Source organism: Psychrobacillus sp. L3, assembly GCF_042945595.1.
Taxonomy (GTDB): domain Bacteria; phylum Bacillota; class Bacilli; order Bacillales_A; family Planococcaceae; genus Psychrobacillus.
Map to the genome: position 1 here is coordinate 756,826 of NZ_CP168493.1, position 17,307 is coordinate 774,132.

Here is a 17,307-nt window from a genome sequence, read left to right on the forward strand (position 1 = left end):
ACGACACCTTAAGTTCTAACCGCGTAGTAAACAGTGACAAAGAACGTTAATTAAATGAGATTGCTTTTTTCTTCACGCTCATCCTAACATTTATTCCAGATAACAATGGTTTTTCTACTAATTGATAGAAAACACAAGACATTATTATTGTTAAAAGATTGATTAAATTCATTGTTAGGAAATAACCGATTGTTTCAGGTAATTTAAGAATCCCAAATATTTTAATCAAAGCATTTAAAAATAACAGGTGAATTAAATAGATAGAATAAGATGCATCTCCTAAATACTTCAGGAGTTTCGGTGTTTTTACATCTTCCTGGTAGGCTATCGAAGCAGCACCGATTATCACTAGTGTAAATGGTAATCCATAAGCAATAATTCGGTCTAATGAAATCAATTCAAGATGCAAAATTCCCCAACTAATTCCTGAAAGTAGTATCCCACTTAATAAAATTAATCTACGGTGTATAAGTTTATTGTTTAGTACTAAATAAGCAGAAAAGGATCCTAAAGCGAATTCAATGTTAAATTTACTAAATAAAAAGTTCATGATAAAGCTTTCGAACTTCGCTACTCCAAAAAAGGAGAGCATAGTCAATGTAAGCCACGCAATTAATAACGAGTAAAACAATATCTCATGACTCAGGGTCCAAATAACACCGTTCAAATATACGGGGTTCGGTGTGAGTAAATATGAACTTACTATGACCTTGATGTTACTTACCAAATTATCACCATAACCGGATAAGACGAAAGCAATAAACATCAATGAGGTAGCAATCCAGTGAATGGGATACACTCTAATAAATCTTTTTATAATAAAATTATTAAATTTATCCTTTTTACCTAGATCAGGGTGATGAACATAAAAAATAATAAATCCGCTCAAAATAAAGAAGAAATCCACACCTATGAACCCTTGATCGAATATCTTAAAGATATATTCTTGATTGTATTTCTCCAAATAATCCCCAGTTGAATGATAAAAGACCACCATTAAAGCCGCAATAGCCCTAAAAGCTTGCAATATTTCTATGTTTTTTCGTTTAATGTTCAAATTATTGTCTCCTCTATCTTTTGAATGTAGGTAATTTTTTAGAATGGTTCATTATTATTCTAACACTAACCTACTATGGAGTCTGTCGCAATTGCGTTTTGAGAAGTAAGCCTCAAATCATTTACGTCCTTTTCTGTAGAAACAAGCACTTGGTTTGTGCCATCCGTTTTACCGGAAGTATGACTTTGACTTTTTAGGCTTTATTTTCCTTTTAAATGTTGTGCGTCATAAGGGATGTAACCACTAAATTAAATTGGTTATTATGCACACTTAATGAAAAAGTGAATAATTTAGTGGACTTAAAAACAAATAATTAGTTTTTTGTCTAATTTAATCCTTTATTAATTGGTTTAAGTTACACCAAGTTCAACAAGTGGAATTATATCATTTTATCGCTTGGTATAATTATTGTCCTTAGTATAAATGGAAACAGTGAAATCCAACTAATTTACCTAACAAAAAGGAATATTAATATTCAATGGTGAATAACTACAATATGTTTATAAAAAAAATAGAAGATAATTGAAAGTTGTCAATGTTTTTATATTATAATAAAATTAGAATCAAATTATATTCGTGAATAAAGGGAGAGATTTTCTATGGACAACAAAACAGCTAAAATTATTATATCTTCAGCTGTAGCTGCATCTGCTTTTGTTGCAGTAGCACCAAGTCAGCAGGCTAATGCAGCTACAAATATTGAGCAATTAATAAGTGATGTGCAAAAAGCAGGTACTGTTTTAAAATGGGCAATTTCAATTGAGGGTACTGCAGATGGGGTGACCCAGCCTTGGAATCAATTTAATGCGGCGAAAACGTCGATTGATAAAGTGGAGGCTGCTCTGAATGGGGTAAGTTATTCGGATAAGTTAAAATATGATGCTCAGTTAGTTGAACCAAAAACGCAGCTTCAACGAGCGCAAGCGTATTTGGATGCAATCACCGCAAGTACGAAGATAGAAGCTAAAAGGACTGCACTTTCGGAAGCGGTTGTTGCAAACAATTTAGAACAAGTGGAAGCTGCTTATCATCAAATGTCCGCAGAATTCCGCAAACAAACGATTTTGTTGGATCGTGTATATGGTCAATCTACTCGCGATAAAATACGTAATGTCGTAAAAGGACCGGCAGAACAGTTGATCAATTATGTAAAGAACGATGTAACTGTACATATGTTTATGAAGGATGCAGTAGAAAAAAACCGAGTTGGTAAGTTTGATGAAGCAGATAAGAAAATAAATGAAGCTCAATCGATTTTGAATTCAAGTGTATTGATTTGGGGTAGCACTTTGAAAAAAAGTATAGAAGAACTAGTTAAATCTCAACCAGTTCAACTTGTTTCCACTTCTCGTGTAGATAACACAACTGTAACCGCAAAATTGAACAAAGCAGTTTCTACGATTAATCTTTCTGAGTTTACATTTGATAACTCATTAACAGTTACGAATGCCTCATTAAGTAAAGACGGAACAACTGTAACGTTAACTACTTCTGTTCAAACACCTGGGATAAAGTATACGATGAAGTATAAAGGGAGTTCAGCTAGCTTTACAGTTCCGGGCAGTATCGCACCTATTCAAATAGGAAATCAAACGACGCAACATAGAGATACGTCTGAAGTATTAGCCCTAACTGCAACTTTCCCAACAGCATACGGTCAGTCTTCTGATCGCGTACGTATCGAAGTGCCAGCAGGACTGAAACTATTAACAATTAATGGAGTAGAAAATGTTATTCCAGGTGCAAAAAGTATAAACGTTACACCAGATAAAAACGGTACCGTGATAATTACATTTACTGCGAACAGTGTGAATACACCCGCAGTGGACAAAGTGTTTACGTTTAGTAAATTAGTAAATAATACGGTAGTGGAAACCCAAACATCCGGTGTATTCAACTTCTATACTGCTGCAAAAGCAGGTTCTTTTACAAATAAAAAAGTTATGTATGTGGATACAATTCGTAATTACTTCATTACTTCGGATGGAATGCAATATAATGTGAAAACTTCCGGTGATATTTATAAAAATGAAGGAATTGCAGTTTCGTTTGATTCGTTCAAATCTGCTTTAAATGCGGAGGATACTATATCTGGAACGTATCAACCGACATCTGCGTCGACATTCGATATTACGTTCAATTTCTATTTTGTTGACTTGCTACTAGATTCTAAGTTTGCATATAAATCTGGAACTGCAGGATACCGTATGATTGGTAGCAGTATTGAATTGTCTGGAACGGCACAACCCAACTATGAACTATTATTCTATAATGGTTCAGGAGCTTATATTGGAAAAACAAAAGTGGCTTCAAATGGAGTATGGAAATATACGACAAGCATTACTCGAAATGCTATTAATGATTTTTCATTTATTCAACAAGCAGTTGGTTTAGCTACACCTTCGTATAGTGGCTCGAACGCGAAAACTTTTAGAATAGTGGAAGGGCAATTTGAACTTGCTTCTGTAAGTGCTGGAACTGATAAAAGTGAAGAGTTAGAAAATAAGGAAGTAACATTTACAGTCGCACCAGTAAAAAGCAGTAATGGTTTAGTACTAGCTCAGGATCAGGCATTAGTTGGATCAAATGCTACAATTACAGTACAGGATTTAGACGGCACAAAAGTAAAGTTCACAAACAACCAAAGCAACACAATCTTTAGTTCTGTGGGCAATGGCTTCAAAATTAAGTTTGGCACTATAGATGCAAGCAAAGGGACTGCTGTCATTTTGGCTAATGGAACTGACGGACTATTAACTGGCGATTTAAAGGTAATTTCCATTGAAGGTATTACGAATGCATATGGTTTGAATATGACATTGAATAACGGGTTTCAGATTACAGGATATTAACATATATCTTTTTAGTTTTAAATGAATAAAGGAGAAAATCCATTTAATTGTTTTACAATTAAGTGGATTTTTTTGTCGAATATTATTTGCAAAGGTGAATGTTTCATGTTTTCATTCGAAGATGGTACTGCTATTCTTATAATGATATAATAGTGCCACAGTATTAGTTTTGAAAGGATGTTCCAATGTTTAAGCCAAATAAAGCACCTCAACCAAAGTTATCCAATAGATTAAAAACTATCTTAGAATTTAGTGATCTGTGGAATCTTAATGAACAAGAGCGTTATGTTTTTCAATCTGCTCATAATAAATTAAAAGGGTTAGAACCAAATCAACTTAATGTTCACGGGGTCAACCTATACAAAACAAGTGACGGATTTATCATTACAGCAATTATTCGTCAATCTTTGAAAAAGAATCTAGCTTTAGGTGATATTCGTTTAATAGTTCGCGATACGGAAGGCAAAGATATAGCAAAGAAAGATTTTAATATGGAGCACTACGGCGAATTAGCTTCACTAAGAGCTCGCCCTTGGATGTTCGAGTTTGATAATGATTCTTTATTTGTACCCCAAGATGAAATAACAGACCAAATGGAATTTGTTGTGGTCTTCGAATACCAACAAAAATCTGTATCTCACTTCACTTTACAATTAGATGAAAAGTGGTCACAAGACCTAACACATGATCAAAAAGAATCTTTAACGAAAACACTCGATTCTTTAAATCCAATAGCAGTTAATGATATGTCAATTTCCGCTTATAATTTGGAAGAACAAGCAAATGGTGTTACTATCGATGCATTCATACGCAATTCTTTCGATAAGGAAGTCACACTTAATAATTTACCTGTACAATTGTTTGATGCAGCTGGAAGTTTAGTGGCACAATATGAATTCTCGTTAGAGCAATTTACTATTATCTCAAACCATGGTCGTCCAGTGAGCTTGTTTATTCCAAAAGAAATATTCAAAAAAGTAAACCCAGACTGGTCAAGCTGGAAAATGGAAGTAAAACCTAATTAATAATGTGAGTATTATCAATGGTATAACCCCTCAATCGAACTTCACTTACGATTGAGGGGTTATTTTATTTGTTTGAAAAACAGATTGTCACAATTATTAATTTTTCGAGTTGATTATAATAATTGTCTAATAATGACGTTCTGATTATTGTGAAAGTATTTCTTTCGTTTGACTGATATAATAAATGGAAAAGGGTAAAAAAAATTCTTATAGTAAATAGAAACGGGGAGAGAAGTTGGAAAATGTACTTGTGTTAGGTGGTACTCAATTTTTTGGTAAAAGGCTTGTGAACAAGCTTCTGGAAAATGGGAAAAACGTGACAATTGCTACACGTGGTCTTCAAAAGGATTCCTTTGGAGAAAAAGTGGAACGTCTGTTTATAGATCGAGAGAACAAATCATCATTAAATGAAGCATTCGCTAATAAGAAATGGGATATCGTATACGAACAATCTTGTCAGTCTTCATAAGAAGCATTGGATACAGTATCAGCTTTAAAAGGAAAAGTTAAGCGTTACATTTTTACTTCTACTCAAGCTGTTTATGAATATGGCACTAACTGGAGAGAAGAAGATTTTATTCCCGAAAATTTTTCTTTTGAATATAAAAATAGAAAACAGTATGTTGGATATGAAGGTTATCAAGAAGCAAAACGGGCTGCTGAAACGGTACTATTCACTAAACGTGACTTTGAAGTTGTGGCAGTACGGTTTCCACTTGTTGTTGGAGTCGATGATTACACGGAAAGATTGAAATTTCATGTAGATAAAGTGTTGAACAATGAACTAGCTGGGATTAAAAATCCCAAAGCACGTTATAGCTTTATTCTTGCGGATGAGGCGGCGGAATTTTTATTTAAAATGGGTGATTCATCTTTTATTGGTACGATTAACCCTGGATGTGCAGAGGATATTTCATTAGAAGAACTAATGCTAAAAATAGAAAAACGTGTCGGGAAATCAGCCAATATGGTGGACGATGCCCCACAAGCGAATACATCCCCATATGCACTTCCAGGTTCATGGTCTATTAATACGGAAAAAGCTGTTCGACTTGGATTCCAATTTTCAGATATACATGAAATGCTGAATGAGCTAATTGATCATTATATAGCTATTCATCCCTCCAAAACTGAAACATTTTAGGTGATGATACGTACATATTCAATAGTGAGTTATAAATGAAGGGAGAAATTCCATGAAGAATAAAACGATAAAAGTAGTTGTTTCTACAGCGGTCGCAGCATCTGCATTTGTCGCCGCGACACCAAGTAAGCAAGTAGATGCTGCAACAAATATAGACCAATTGATGGCGAATGTACAAAATGCAAGTAACGTATTAAAATGGGCAATTTCGGTAGAAGGATCGGCTGATGGGGTAACTCAACCATGGAACCAATACAACGATGTAAAAACTGCAATTGCGAATGCGGAAGCAGCGATAAAGAAACTGAGCTTTTCAGAGCAAATGGTGTATGATACCCGATTGGCAGAGCCTAAAACTCAATTGAAACGTGCACAAGGTTATTTGGATGCTATTACTGCTAGTTCAAAGATCAATGAAAAAACGAAGATGCTATCAACTGCAGTGAGTGAAAAAAATTTAGACAAAGTCGAAAAAGCGTATCATGAAATGACGGCTGAATTCCGTAAACAAACGATATTGCTAGATCGAGTATATGGGCAGTCCACTCGTGATAAAATTCGTAATGCTGTAAAAGGTCCTGCGGAGAAGCTAATTAATGAATTAAAAAATGATGTCACCGTGCATATGTTAATAAAAGCAGCGATAGAAGATATAAGGGTATCTAGAAGTAAAGATGCTACTTGGAAAATTAATGAAGCGCAAGCAATTCTCAATGCAAACGTTTTGAAATGGCATAGTACTCTACAGAAGAATTTAAATACTGCTACTAATTCATTGCCGATTCAAATTGCATCTATTTCGCGAATAGATAACACAACTGTTTCTGTAAAATTGAACAGAGCTGTTTCGTCTATCCAGGCTTCTGAATTTACATTTGATAATTCTTTATTCGTAACCAATGCATCATTAAGTAAAGATGGATTAACGGTAACCCTTACGACTTCTACTCAAACACCTGGAGTGAAATATGCGGTGAAGTATAAAGGAAGTTTGGCTAGTTTTGCAGTTCCGATAAGTATTGTTCCTATTCAAATAGGAAGCACAACTACTCAACATAGAGATACATCAGAAGTACTTGCATTATCGGCAATTTTTGCAGGCTCGTATGGTTATAACACAATACGAATCGATATTCCAGCTGGGATAAAGCTATTAACGGTAAATGGGATAGAAAATGTAATTGCTGGAGCAAAAAGTATAAATGTACTGCCAGATAAAAATGGGATGGTCACGATTACCTTTACGGCGAATAATGTAAGCACCGCTGCGATTGAGAAAGTTATGACATTTAACAGAATAGAGAATAATAAAATAGTAGAGACACAAACTTCAGGTTTAATAAACTTTTATGCACCTGCAAAAGCTGGGTCAATATCCAATAAAAAAGTATATTATGTCGATTTGTATAATAACTATTTCGTCACTGCTGATGGATTGAAGTACCTATTAAAAGGTTATAGTGATACGTACAAAAATGAGGGAATAGCAGTTTCCTTTGATTCATTCAAATATGCTTTAAATATCGAAGATACAGTCAATGGAACCTATCAACCGACAACCAGTTCATCATTCAATATTGCTATAAATTATTATATTGTCAACTTAGCACTAGACCACAAGTTTGCGTATAAACCTGGAACTACTTTCTATCGAATGATTGGTAATTCAATTGAATTATCAGGTATTGGACAGCCGGGTGAAGAACTATTCTTTTACAAAAATTCAGGTAGTGGTTATCTTGGAAAAGTAAAAATGGATATTAAAACAGGTGAATGGAAATTTAAAACAAATACAAAAGTAGACCCAAACGAACTTACAACTTTCTACATTATGCAGCAAGTAGCAGGCAAAACCACTCCTGCACTTAACACATCAACCGCAACAGCATTTCGAGTAGTAGAAGGACCATTCGCCCTTTCCTCCATTAGCGAAGACTTAACGAAAAAAGAAGCGACTTTCACAATCGCTCCGATAAAACGTGTAAATGGAACGATAGTAGTTCAAGATCAAGTTGTATTATCGCCAAATGCCTTCATCACTGTAATGGGTCCCGATAAGAAAGAGATTAAATTTACAAATGGTGTAGACGGAGTAACTTTCACTGCTGTGACAAACGGATTTAAAATCACGTTCCCTACAAAAGTAGACGATAATACTGCCGACCCAGACACGAATGAAGGCGATGTTGAAACATTACCAATTGCATTAGATGTAATTGCAATTGATGGCGTTACAAATGCGTATGGTCTAACCTTGACAGTACCTAAAGGGCTTAAAATTACAGGATATTAATATAGAACGAATAGAAGCCGTTTAAGGATAGTTCCTTTAACGGCTTTTTGTTAAGGAAAAAAAGGTACTGTACTAAATGTCGGTATAGCTATCCATCAAATGAACAACTATGCGAAGGTATTACCCAAGAACTCATTGATCAAATAGAGGCAGCAGTAGAAGCTTTAGAAGATAAATTTATTGAAAAAGAATCGTTACTAAATGAACTAAATTATGCTTAACATTTGTTTGATCAATTTTCTAATTAAAATTGTACCTTGATTGAGAAATCGATTGAGGGGCTTTTCTTTTTAGAACTTGAAGAAATAAGAGTTGTCCAAATTGAATTACTTCCTATTACGAAAAAATTCAAAGAAAGCCCGTAATCAAACTTAGGAAGTAAAAGACATCTCTAAAAGAGCTAGTATTATATTAGAGCCTATCACACTTGTTCTAACTTTTTTTAGCTCATTTCTACTTTTGCATCAGGTGTCATTCATCCACACAATTTTAAAAAGTTTTTCGTTGAATTGATTTGTCCCTGTGCAGCAACATTTCAGAATTGTGCCTGAATTGTTAGCTTCACGGGGACATTATTTAAACAGAAAAAATTTTATTGACTAATAATTTAACTATGGAATAATTATTAGGTAAATAGTAATGTGCACTATAAGGGTTTACAAAGTGTAAATAATGCTATTTAAATTCCTTTTTTAAAATTCTAGTAATCCGGCAATAATTAAAAGTGTAAGTAGACCATCTTAGTTTGGAGGCGGAAGAAACGAAAATCATTGGAAAACACCATTGGAGTATTGTACTCATAACATTTTTTTTAGTTTTTGCATTATTACTAACTTTTATCATCGATGTAGAAAAAAGTTTTGCAGCGGATGAAACACAATCAGTACAAATAACGAATTACATTGATATAAATAAATTTGGAGCCGTTGGAGATGGAAAAACGGATGATACTAAAGCATTTCTTCAGGCTGTACAACAAAAAGGAATTCTTAGACTAGAATCAGGTAAAACTTACTTGATTAGTAGCACTATAAAAGTTGATTTAACTAATATTAAAGGAATCCAAGCAAATAATGCAAAGATTCTTTTGAATGCCGACTTTCCTGCATTTTATATAAAGGGAAACAAAACAAAAGGTGGTGCGGAACCTCCTTCAAATTTAGGTTTGGAACAAGAATTTTCAGCAGTTATTGAAGGACTTCATGTGTTCTCAGCAAATCATCAAGGAACAGCATTGGTTCTAGATGGTACATTTGGAGTAATCATATCCAAATCTCATTTTTACAATCTAAAAAAAGGCATAGAGATTATTAACAGAAATAGGAATGTAATAATTACTGAAAATCATTTATGGGATATGGCTGAATATGCAATTCACTATAATAACGCAAGTTTACATCAGAGCATTATTTCTAATAATCATATATCTTATGCCAAGGTAGCGCTGTTTTTCGAAAATGGGGACGTACATAACGTTCAAATAAACAGTAACGACATTGAAATTGGGTATTCGATAAATAATAATACGCAAAGTGCAATTCAAGTAGTGTGTGACAAACTCAATACTCAGTTTTCACAAGCTCAGATTGTCGGGAATACAATAGAAGATCATTTTCTAGCTAAAGGAGGTATTGTTAATTTTTATTCAAAAGTTTTTGAAACCCCGACTAAAAATTCTGATCAACCACCTTATGTAGGCATGATTGAACTGGTAGGAAACGAATTATCAGGTTCCTCAAAGGCATTAGTTCTTGAAAATATTAACGATTTATCAGTAAATGGAAATAACTTTAAGCTTATAAAAGAAGTTTTTATTGCCATCTATACCGCAGCTGAAGGTACCAATATTTCTGGCAATATTTTTTCAGGTAAAGTAGAAAAGAATTATGGTGGAAAGGTACTAAAAGTTGAGGGAGCAAAAGCAGGAAATGCTTCAGCTTTAAGATATTTTAACTTTAATAATAATACGTCATACAATTTATCTGATAATCCAATAAGTATTAAAAGAAGAGATGGGGTAAAAGCGGACTTTCAAGTGTCAGATTTAAATATAAGTAATAATACTTTCGCTTCACTTTCTCGGACGAAGGATTCGCTCAATTTAAATGGTTACATGGTAGATATAAATGTTCCTTATATAAATGGTGTATCTATCAATTCGAATATAATCACCGGTGGAAGTATTAACGAGAATGGGTTAAGATTGTCCGCTAATACTTACAGCAACATAATTATTAAAGACAATATTATTAAAGGACTAATTGCAAGGAAAGGTTCCAATCCCATCATTTATAATTTACCAAAAAGTGATGGGAAGTCTATCCTTGTTAAGGATAATATTCCGATTAAGTAGTTTGCATAATTGTGTGTGAATATAAGTGTTCAGAACCAGTCACCCACACAATAACCAGTACATTTTAAGTCAAGAGTGGTATTTTAAGATGGCTAACTTTCAACACTTTAGAAAACTAGCTATGCAAAACAATCAAAATCTTCGTGGTATGATGACTTCTCGTTTCAATAAAGAATGGACACAAGAAGAATTGGCTTTTAAAGTGGGTATATCACTTGATAATAATTAATTGATTTGGAAAGTCTTTTTTCTACCGTTTCAGTGCAAACAAAAGAGACGATGATGCAATCGCTTGATATCACACCTAATGACATACAATCTACTTTAATTAGATACGGAGGAAGCAGTTTCCGTGGTTTACGGATAAATTCCTCTAGAACATTTATGAGAAATATAATACTATAGAACCCCGTCGACAAAGAATGTCTTTGTTGATGGGGTTCTTTTCGATTGTGTTGCTAGGGGATTTAAGAGGATAAGGAAAGTCTCTTGATCGAGCAATCGATTGGAGGGCTTTTCTTTTTGGACCTTGATGAAAAATTCAAGTTTCATAGGTAGGTATGTGCCCCCCTATCGAGGAACGACAGGAAAACTAAACGACAAAATTTCGTCAATCTTTATGCCTTTTTTTGATGCATTATTAATGTTTACGACAAAAAAATGAATAGATAGTTTGTAAACCTACAATTTAATTAATCCCAAAAAGATATAATGTGAGATGTTTTGACTTTAATAATTTTAATGTTGTGAATTGTCGTACAAATGTTATTGATAAAGGATAATATTGGTTATAAAGTAAGGTAGGTATGGTAATGCTTTAGTCATGTTAATAACTTTATTAATAAGTTGTGTTATATTTCACTGTTGATTTTTACTCATTTAATTGATTGTAGTGGTAGGGGGAGACTCCAGTGGGAAAAGCGAGACACAGTGAACGAAGAGGTTCGGACTCGCCCGCGGAAAGCGTACGCCTGCAACGGAAATCAACAGTATAATTTAACTGAGCCTATTAATAAAATAAATATCAAAATTTCATTGGAGGCGAGTCATGAAAAAGAAAAGGTTTAAAAAGTCAGTTGTAGCAACAGCGATAGCGACATCTTTACTAATTAATTCAAATGTAAGTTTCGCGAATAGTTCCATACAAGAAACGATTGATAGAGCGAAAATGGACATGAAAAATGCAGCATATGCCTATGTAAAACCAGCCGAGAACGGAAGACTTGTTTCAAGTCTGGAACTATATCAAGTATTGAACCTGGCGAAAGTAAACTACCAAAGTGCGAGAAGTTTGTTAATAAAATCAGATCTGTCAAATAAGGTTGAAGTCCTGAAAGAGTTAGATACTTTGTATAATGAACGATTAACAAAAGGACTTATTCCTTATATTGATGCATTCAATTATGTAGATAAATACCTGAACCCTATTATGGTGGAGATAAAACAAGCTGAATCTGAACAAGATTGGGCGGCTCTTGAACAAGCGTATCATAAATTATCCGTACAACTTAATACTCGCACGGATATTCTTTACCGGTTTACTGGAAAAGTTTCAAGGGATTTATTATTAGAACAATATAAAAAACCAGCAAACTTAAAACGAGATCAATTAATTGTTCCTGTAACGATTTATATGAAAGTAAAAGAAGCCGAAACCCTAATGGCTTTAGGTAAAACGGAAGATGCGAGTAAAACATTAGAAACTATAATACCGTTAATAGAGAAGTTACCTTCAGCAAATACCTTTCCTATGATTGGGGAGCTACTAAAAGAGTTTGAGATTGTAGGTAAAGCTGCTGGATTAGTCATATTTCCCCCAGCTCCCCATCCATCACCGATAACTGGAAGTAGTAAAAGTGATAAAAATAACACAGATCCCGAAGAAAGAGCTTCTGTGAATAAAGCAGCCGCAAGAGCGGTGACTGTATTGATAAATGCTCTTCCATTATCAGCAAATGTAAATGTCAGTGATGGAGTAGCAATCGAGGCTGCACGAGCGGCATTTGAAAAGTTAACAACCGTTCAAAAAGCAATGGTGGATATTACTAGGTTAACGGATGCCGAGAAAGCTTTCGAAGTAGTTAAAGTTAAAGCAGTAAATGTACAAGCAGCAAATGTAGTGAAATATTTAATAGAATCCCTTCCAGCGGCAGTTGATGTAACAGATGAAGATGAAGCTCAAGTAAAAGAGGCACGTGATGCATACGACGGATTGACAGTTGTTCAAAAAACGTTGGTAGGAGATATTACTGCATTAGAAAAAGCAGAGCAAGCTCTAGTAATAGTAAAGGAAAAAGAAGCTAACAAACAAGCAATAGAATTGGTTAAGGCATTGATTGCCGCCCTTCCAGTGAATGTAAAAGTTGATGATGAAGCACAAATCGAAGCAGCTCGAAAAGCTTACGAGAAATTGGGGGAAGATCAACAAGCAATGGTGGATGCTACTGCATTAGAAAAAGCAGAGCAAGCTCTTTTAATCGCAAAGGAAAAAGAAGCTAACAAAAAAGCAATAGAATTGGTAAAGGCATTGATCGCCGCCCTTCCAGTTAATGTAAAAATTTATGATGAAGCACAAATCGAAGCAGCTCGAAAAGCTTACGAGAAATTGGGGGAAGATCAACAAGCAATGGTGGATGCTACTGCATTAACAAATGCGGAGAAAGCCCTTGAAGAAGCTAAAGTAAAAGCCGCTGCAGAGGATAAGAAAAAAGCTCAAGAGGTAATAAAATTAATAGATGGAATCAAAAAAGGTAGTACTGCGATTAAGTATAAAGAAACTCTAGAGGCTGCAGAAACAGCTTATAAAAATTTGACAAAAACGCAAAAAGCATTAGTAACAAACTTCGAAAAACTAGAAATTGAACTAGCAGATTTCGCGGAAGTAAAAGTGGAAGCATCAAAAATAACCGCAAAGGCAATCGGCGTATTAGTCAAGGATGACAATTTGTTAAAAAGAGCAGCAGCCCTTCTCGAAAATGGATACACGGTAACTATCTCTTCTTCGCAATCTGGAATGCTTAAAGGAAACCTAATTATTCAACCAAAAGCTGGTGACGAAGCGATTAGTGGACCGGTAAATTTTCAAGTTAAAAGCGCCAATGGTACAAAAATAGAATACACAGTCGTACTAACCGTTGAACCAATAGATTCAAATAAACTAGCAATTGACGCAGTAAAATCTTTGATTGCGACACTCCCAGCAGCTTCTGATGTAAAACTTTCTCATAAGACAAAAATCGAAGCAGCCCGTGCAGCATACAAAGGATTGTCGGATGATCAACAAGAGATGGTGGATATTACTGCATTAACAGATGCTGAGAAAGCCCTTGAAGTACTGGAAACCGCTGTGGCGGATAAGGCAAAAGCTCAAGAGGTAATAAAATTAATAGATGCAATCAAAAAAAATAATAGTCAGTATAAAGAAACTCTCGAGGCAGCAAAAACAGCTTATAAAAGTTTGACTGAGGCACAACAAGGACTAGTAACAAATTACGAAAAACTGAAGAGTGAATTAGCAGATTTCGCAGCCATAGAAGTGGAAGCATCAAAATTGACGGCGGAAGCAATCGGTGTATTAGTCGATGGTGACAATTTGGTAGATAGAGTAACAGCTCTTCTCGAAGATGGATATACAGTAACTATTTTAACTTCGACAAAAGGAATGCTTAAAGGTGGCCTAATTACTCAACCAAAAGCTGGCCAACAAGCGATTATTGGACAGGTAAATTTTCAAGTTAAAAGTGCCAATGGTACGAAGATAGAACGTACAGTTGAGCTATCCGTTGAACCAAAAAAGGATTAAAATAAACTAGCAATCGGCACCGATAAGAATAAGTTTTTTAATTGATTAAATAGATATAGTAAAAGCCGTTATAGATCTCTCCTATAACGGCTTTACTAATGTTTTATAATGTTTGTGGAATCATTTCAATCATCCATGAACTGAAATCAGGGTTTTCTTTCATGAACACTTCTTTTGGGAAAGATAAACTAATCGGACGCGCTTGTTTTGGAGAAATTTCAAATTCTCCAATTGGGAATCCGAGCTTACATACCATATCTCCAGCTGCATCAAATAATTGTATTGGTAGATTTTCGATTGTTAATGTTTCGGAGAATGCATTACGGATGATGATATAAATATGGATTGCATCTTCTGATTCATGGAAATGGAATCCGACTACAGAGATTTCATTTTCTTTTAAAGGATCTAATGTAGAAACTAAACTGTGAACATAGTCTTTTTGATCATCTGTAAGGCCATTTGACCAATTCTCATCCAAGTACAATTCGAAATCTTTTACTACCTTTTCGTAATACTCAAATACCATTTCAAAATCCATTTCATTTGTTATCTCTTCATGTGGAACTAGTAAATCTTCTGTTTCGAATAAAAAGTTCCAAGGTCTAGCAGTACATGCTTCTAATTCACCAAACAACTCCATATCAAATTGTTTCTTCGCTAGTTCTTTCCCTTCTTTATCTTTCACGACTAAAACTACTTGTTCTAGACGTAATTTCTTTGCTAAAGAGTGTCTGATTATAGCGGTTACAACGATTCCGGAAGCTACTGTATATAGTTTTACTCCATGAACATGAAGTTGGTTAGCCTCCAGGTTTTCTAATTGTTGATGAAAATATTGGAAAATATATTTCTCTTGCGCCGGTATTTCCCAATCAGCAGAAAAGTCTATTTCCGTTTTAAATGTTTTAGGTGAATTTGTCATAATTAAATTCCTTTCTTTTCAACATAGTATAAACTAGTATAACATTAAGTTTAGGTGCCAGGAACCCAAACAATTCGGGTAATTTTAGCCCATAAAACATTTATTGCTCAAAGACTATTTTAGAAAAATTTAGAGTCTTCAAGTTATTCCTTGAGGGCTCTTTGTTGTTTTAGTTGTTCTATCCGAAGATTAATACAATACTTTGCATAAGCGGGTGATGCTTTTTCATTACCAGTAGGCAATTTCGATGGGATTAGCTTTAGCTGAAGAAATGGGTGATTACTATTAAGGGTGAGAAAATAGCCTTACACTAGCTTCCACAATTACTCGATGCCAAAGTATTCCTTCTAATCCAAATATAACAACTTGATTCTCCATAACAATTACTCTTTCGTTCCACCATACGGTAATATCATTTGGAAGTAAACTGTAATAAATCTTTCAGAAACGCAACAATTTCATTTTCAAAGAAAAATAGAAGTAATACTTATTTATGGTCCATTGAATCGTTCATAAATTATAATTTTTACTTATCTCTCATTTAACAAATACTACTAAGATTCGATACTACCGAGAATAACGATACAAAAAAAGAAAATCCCCTCAAGTCCAAAAAGACTCAAGTGGATTGTTCTCCTAATATTTCAATTATCAAGTCCAAAAGTTCTTGGAATTGTTTGGGTTCCTGTCACCAAACACTAGAAGTAATTAAGAAGTTGAAAATATTCAACTATCGGTGAATCAGCAATAATGGTAAGGAAAATGAAAAATACAACTGCAAAAAAGAGGATATATATCATTAAACCATATAGAGGATCGACATCAGTGGATTTCTTTGTGATTAAAAAAACAATTATATAAGGTGGGAGGATAAAAATAGAGAAAATCATGCATAAAGATAAAATGACATTTCCATACATATATAAATTCCCAAAAATAAATAATAAGGAAACAGCTACACCAATAAGGAATGGAGATAATTGTCCACCATAAAAGCCGACAATTTCTTTAACCGTGTGCTGCAGTCCAAAAACATAGTTGGCAATAAAAATTGAAATTACAGGGATTCCAATTAAAAATAATGTTAGCAAAAATACTTTCGTAAAAAAGGGTAAAAAGCTTAATGGAATTTCTAAGCTTAGACTTTTTGTAAGGAAAAATAAAGATATTGTAAAAAGTGCAATAAATAAAATAATACTAACGATGCCACTTGTCAACTCTGTTTCACCCCGCTCATACGCAAGTGAAGGCTTTTTTAATTGTTTCGTAAAATAAGTACGGTATACATAGAGTCGCTGTTTCATATTTTGCATATGTACATTAGACTCAACTTCTCTTCTCGTTAAAGTAAATTCATCAGCAAGCACGCTTTGCGAATCCATGCGAGATTGCACTAATTTATATCCGCATGTACTACAAAACTTCCCGGTATCTTGTACGTTCCCACAATTCGAACAGTGCACCTAATATTCCTCCTTTACTAAAATCATATGAGGTAAATAAATTTTATATTCGGCAAAATAGAGCAACAAGCATCCGCATAATTTGTCCAAACCAATTTAGAAATTCTTTGAGAGCTTGCAGATGCGAGTGCTCTCCTTTTTTGTTTAATCGCATCCCTGTTTTAGAAGAGAAATGAATTTTTTCTTTATCATTTTTAAAAGATAGTGCAAAAAAAGGCACCAAATCTCACCTATATATATAAGGTTTCATAATATGACAACTAAAAACTTTCGCCAATTTATTCTTTCTTTTTATGACTTTTTTTTGAAACTTACACCAAAAAACTTGCTGGATTGATAGGGAAAAAACAAATATACAAGTATAAAAAAGTGATAAACAGATATAATTCTACA

General features: G+C 34.1%; 11 protein-coding genes. 8 read left to right on the top strand and 3 right to left on the bottom strand.

What is annotated here, in order from left to right:
• Positions 1 to 46: 46 nt before the first annotated feature.
• Positions 47 to 1,057, bottom strand: a complete 1,011-nt coding sequence (locus ACEPXD_RS03730; protein WP_391120075.1) for an acyltransferase family protein — start codon at positions 1,055 to 1,057, stop codon at positions 47 to 49.
• A 599-nt stretch (positions 1,058 to 1,656) separates the two neighbouring features.
• On the opposite strand from ACEPXD_RS03730, the gene ACEPXD_RS03735 reads away from it, so the two are divergent.
• The 8 genes from ACEPXD_RS03735 to ACEPXD_RS03770 all read left to right on the top strand — a co-directional run bounded on the left by ACEPXD_RS03735 (position 1,657) and on the right by ACEPXD_RS03770 (position 14,526).
• Positions 1,657 to 3,909 carry a hypothetical protein gene (locus tag ACEPXD_RS03735; RefSeq protein WP_391120077.1) on the top strand — a complete coding sequence of 751 codons (2,253 nt, stop codon included), beginning with the start codon at positions 1,657 to 1,659 and terminating at the stop codon, positions 3,907 to 3,909.
• Between the two features lie 185 nt (positions 3,910 to 4,094).
• Positions 4,095 to 4,934: an SLAP domain-containing protein gene (locus ACEPXD_RS03740; protein ID WP_391120079.1), complete on the top strand. Its 840-nt coding sequence runs from the start codon at positions 4,095 to 4,097 to the stop codon at positions 4,932 to 4,934.
• A gap of 235 nt (positions 4,935 to 5,169) precedes the next feature.
• Complete coding sequence (locus tag ACEPXD_RS03745; RefSeq protein ID WP_391120081.1) at positions 5,170 to 5,403, top strand: NAD-dependent epimerase/dehydratase family protein; 234 nt, start codon at positions 5,170 to 5,172, stop codon at positions 5,401 to 5,403.
• A 6-nt stretch (positions 5,404 to 5,409) separates the two neighbouring features.
• Positions 5,410 to 6,078, top strand: coding sequence for a hypothetical protein (locus ACEPXD_RS03750; protein WP_391120082.1), 669 nt, complete (start codon positions 5,410 to 5,412; stop codon positions 6,076 to 6,078).
• A 52-nt stretch (positions 6,079 to 6,130) separates the two neighbouring features.
• Positions 6,131 to 8,371 carry a hypothetical protein gene (locus ACEPXD_RS03755; RefSeq protein ID WP_391120084.1) on the top strand — a complete coding sequence of 747 codons (2,241 nt, stop codon included), beginning with the start codon at positions 6,131 to 6,133 and terminating at the stop codon, positions 8,369 to 8,371.
• A 745-nt stretch (positions 8,372 to 9,116) separates the two neighbouring features.
• Entirely contained in the window at positions 9,117 to 10,724 is a 1,608-nt protein-coding gene (locus tag ACEPXD_RS03760) for a hypothetical protein (RefSeq protein WP_391120086.1), read from the top strand.
• A gap of 88 nt (positions 10,725 to 10,812) precedes the next feature.
• Positions 10,813 to 10,953, top strand: coding sequence for a hypothetical protein (locus ACEPXD_RS03765; RefSeq protein WP_391120087.1), 141 nt, complete (start codon positions 10,813 to 10,815; stop codon positions 10,951 to 10,953).
• Positions 10,954 to 11,772: 819 nt separating this feature from the next.
• Positions 11,773 to 14,526 carry a hypothetical protein gene (locus tag ACEPXD_RS03770; protein WP_391120089.1) on the top strand — a complete coding sequence of 918 codons (2,754 nt, stop codon included), beginning with the start codon at positions 11,773 to 11,775 and terminating at the stop codon, positions 14,524 to 14,526.
• A 103-nt stretch (positions 14,527 to 14,629) separates the two neighbouring features.
• Here ACEPXD_RS03770 and ACEPXD_RS03775 read toward each other — a convergent pair whose 3' ends face one another.
• Both ACEPXD_RS03775 and ACEPXD_RS03780 read right to left on the bottom strand, forming a co-directional pair.
• Positions 14,630 to 15,451 carry an SLAP domain-containing protein gene (locus ACEPXD_RS03775; RefSeq protein ID WP_391120091.1) on the bottom strand — a complete coding sequence of 274 codons (822 nt, stop codon included), beginning with the start codon at positions 15,449 to 15,451 and terminating at the stop codon, positions 14,630 to 14,632.
• Between the two features lie 698 nt (positions 15,452 to 16,149).
• A complete protein-coding gene (locus ACEPXD_RS03780) occupies positions 16,150 to 16,914 on the bottom strand; it encodes a hypothetical protein (protein WP_391120093.1) in 765 nt (254 codons plus the stop codon).
• Between the last annotated feature and the right edge of the window lie 393 nt (positions 16,915 to 17,307).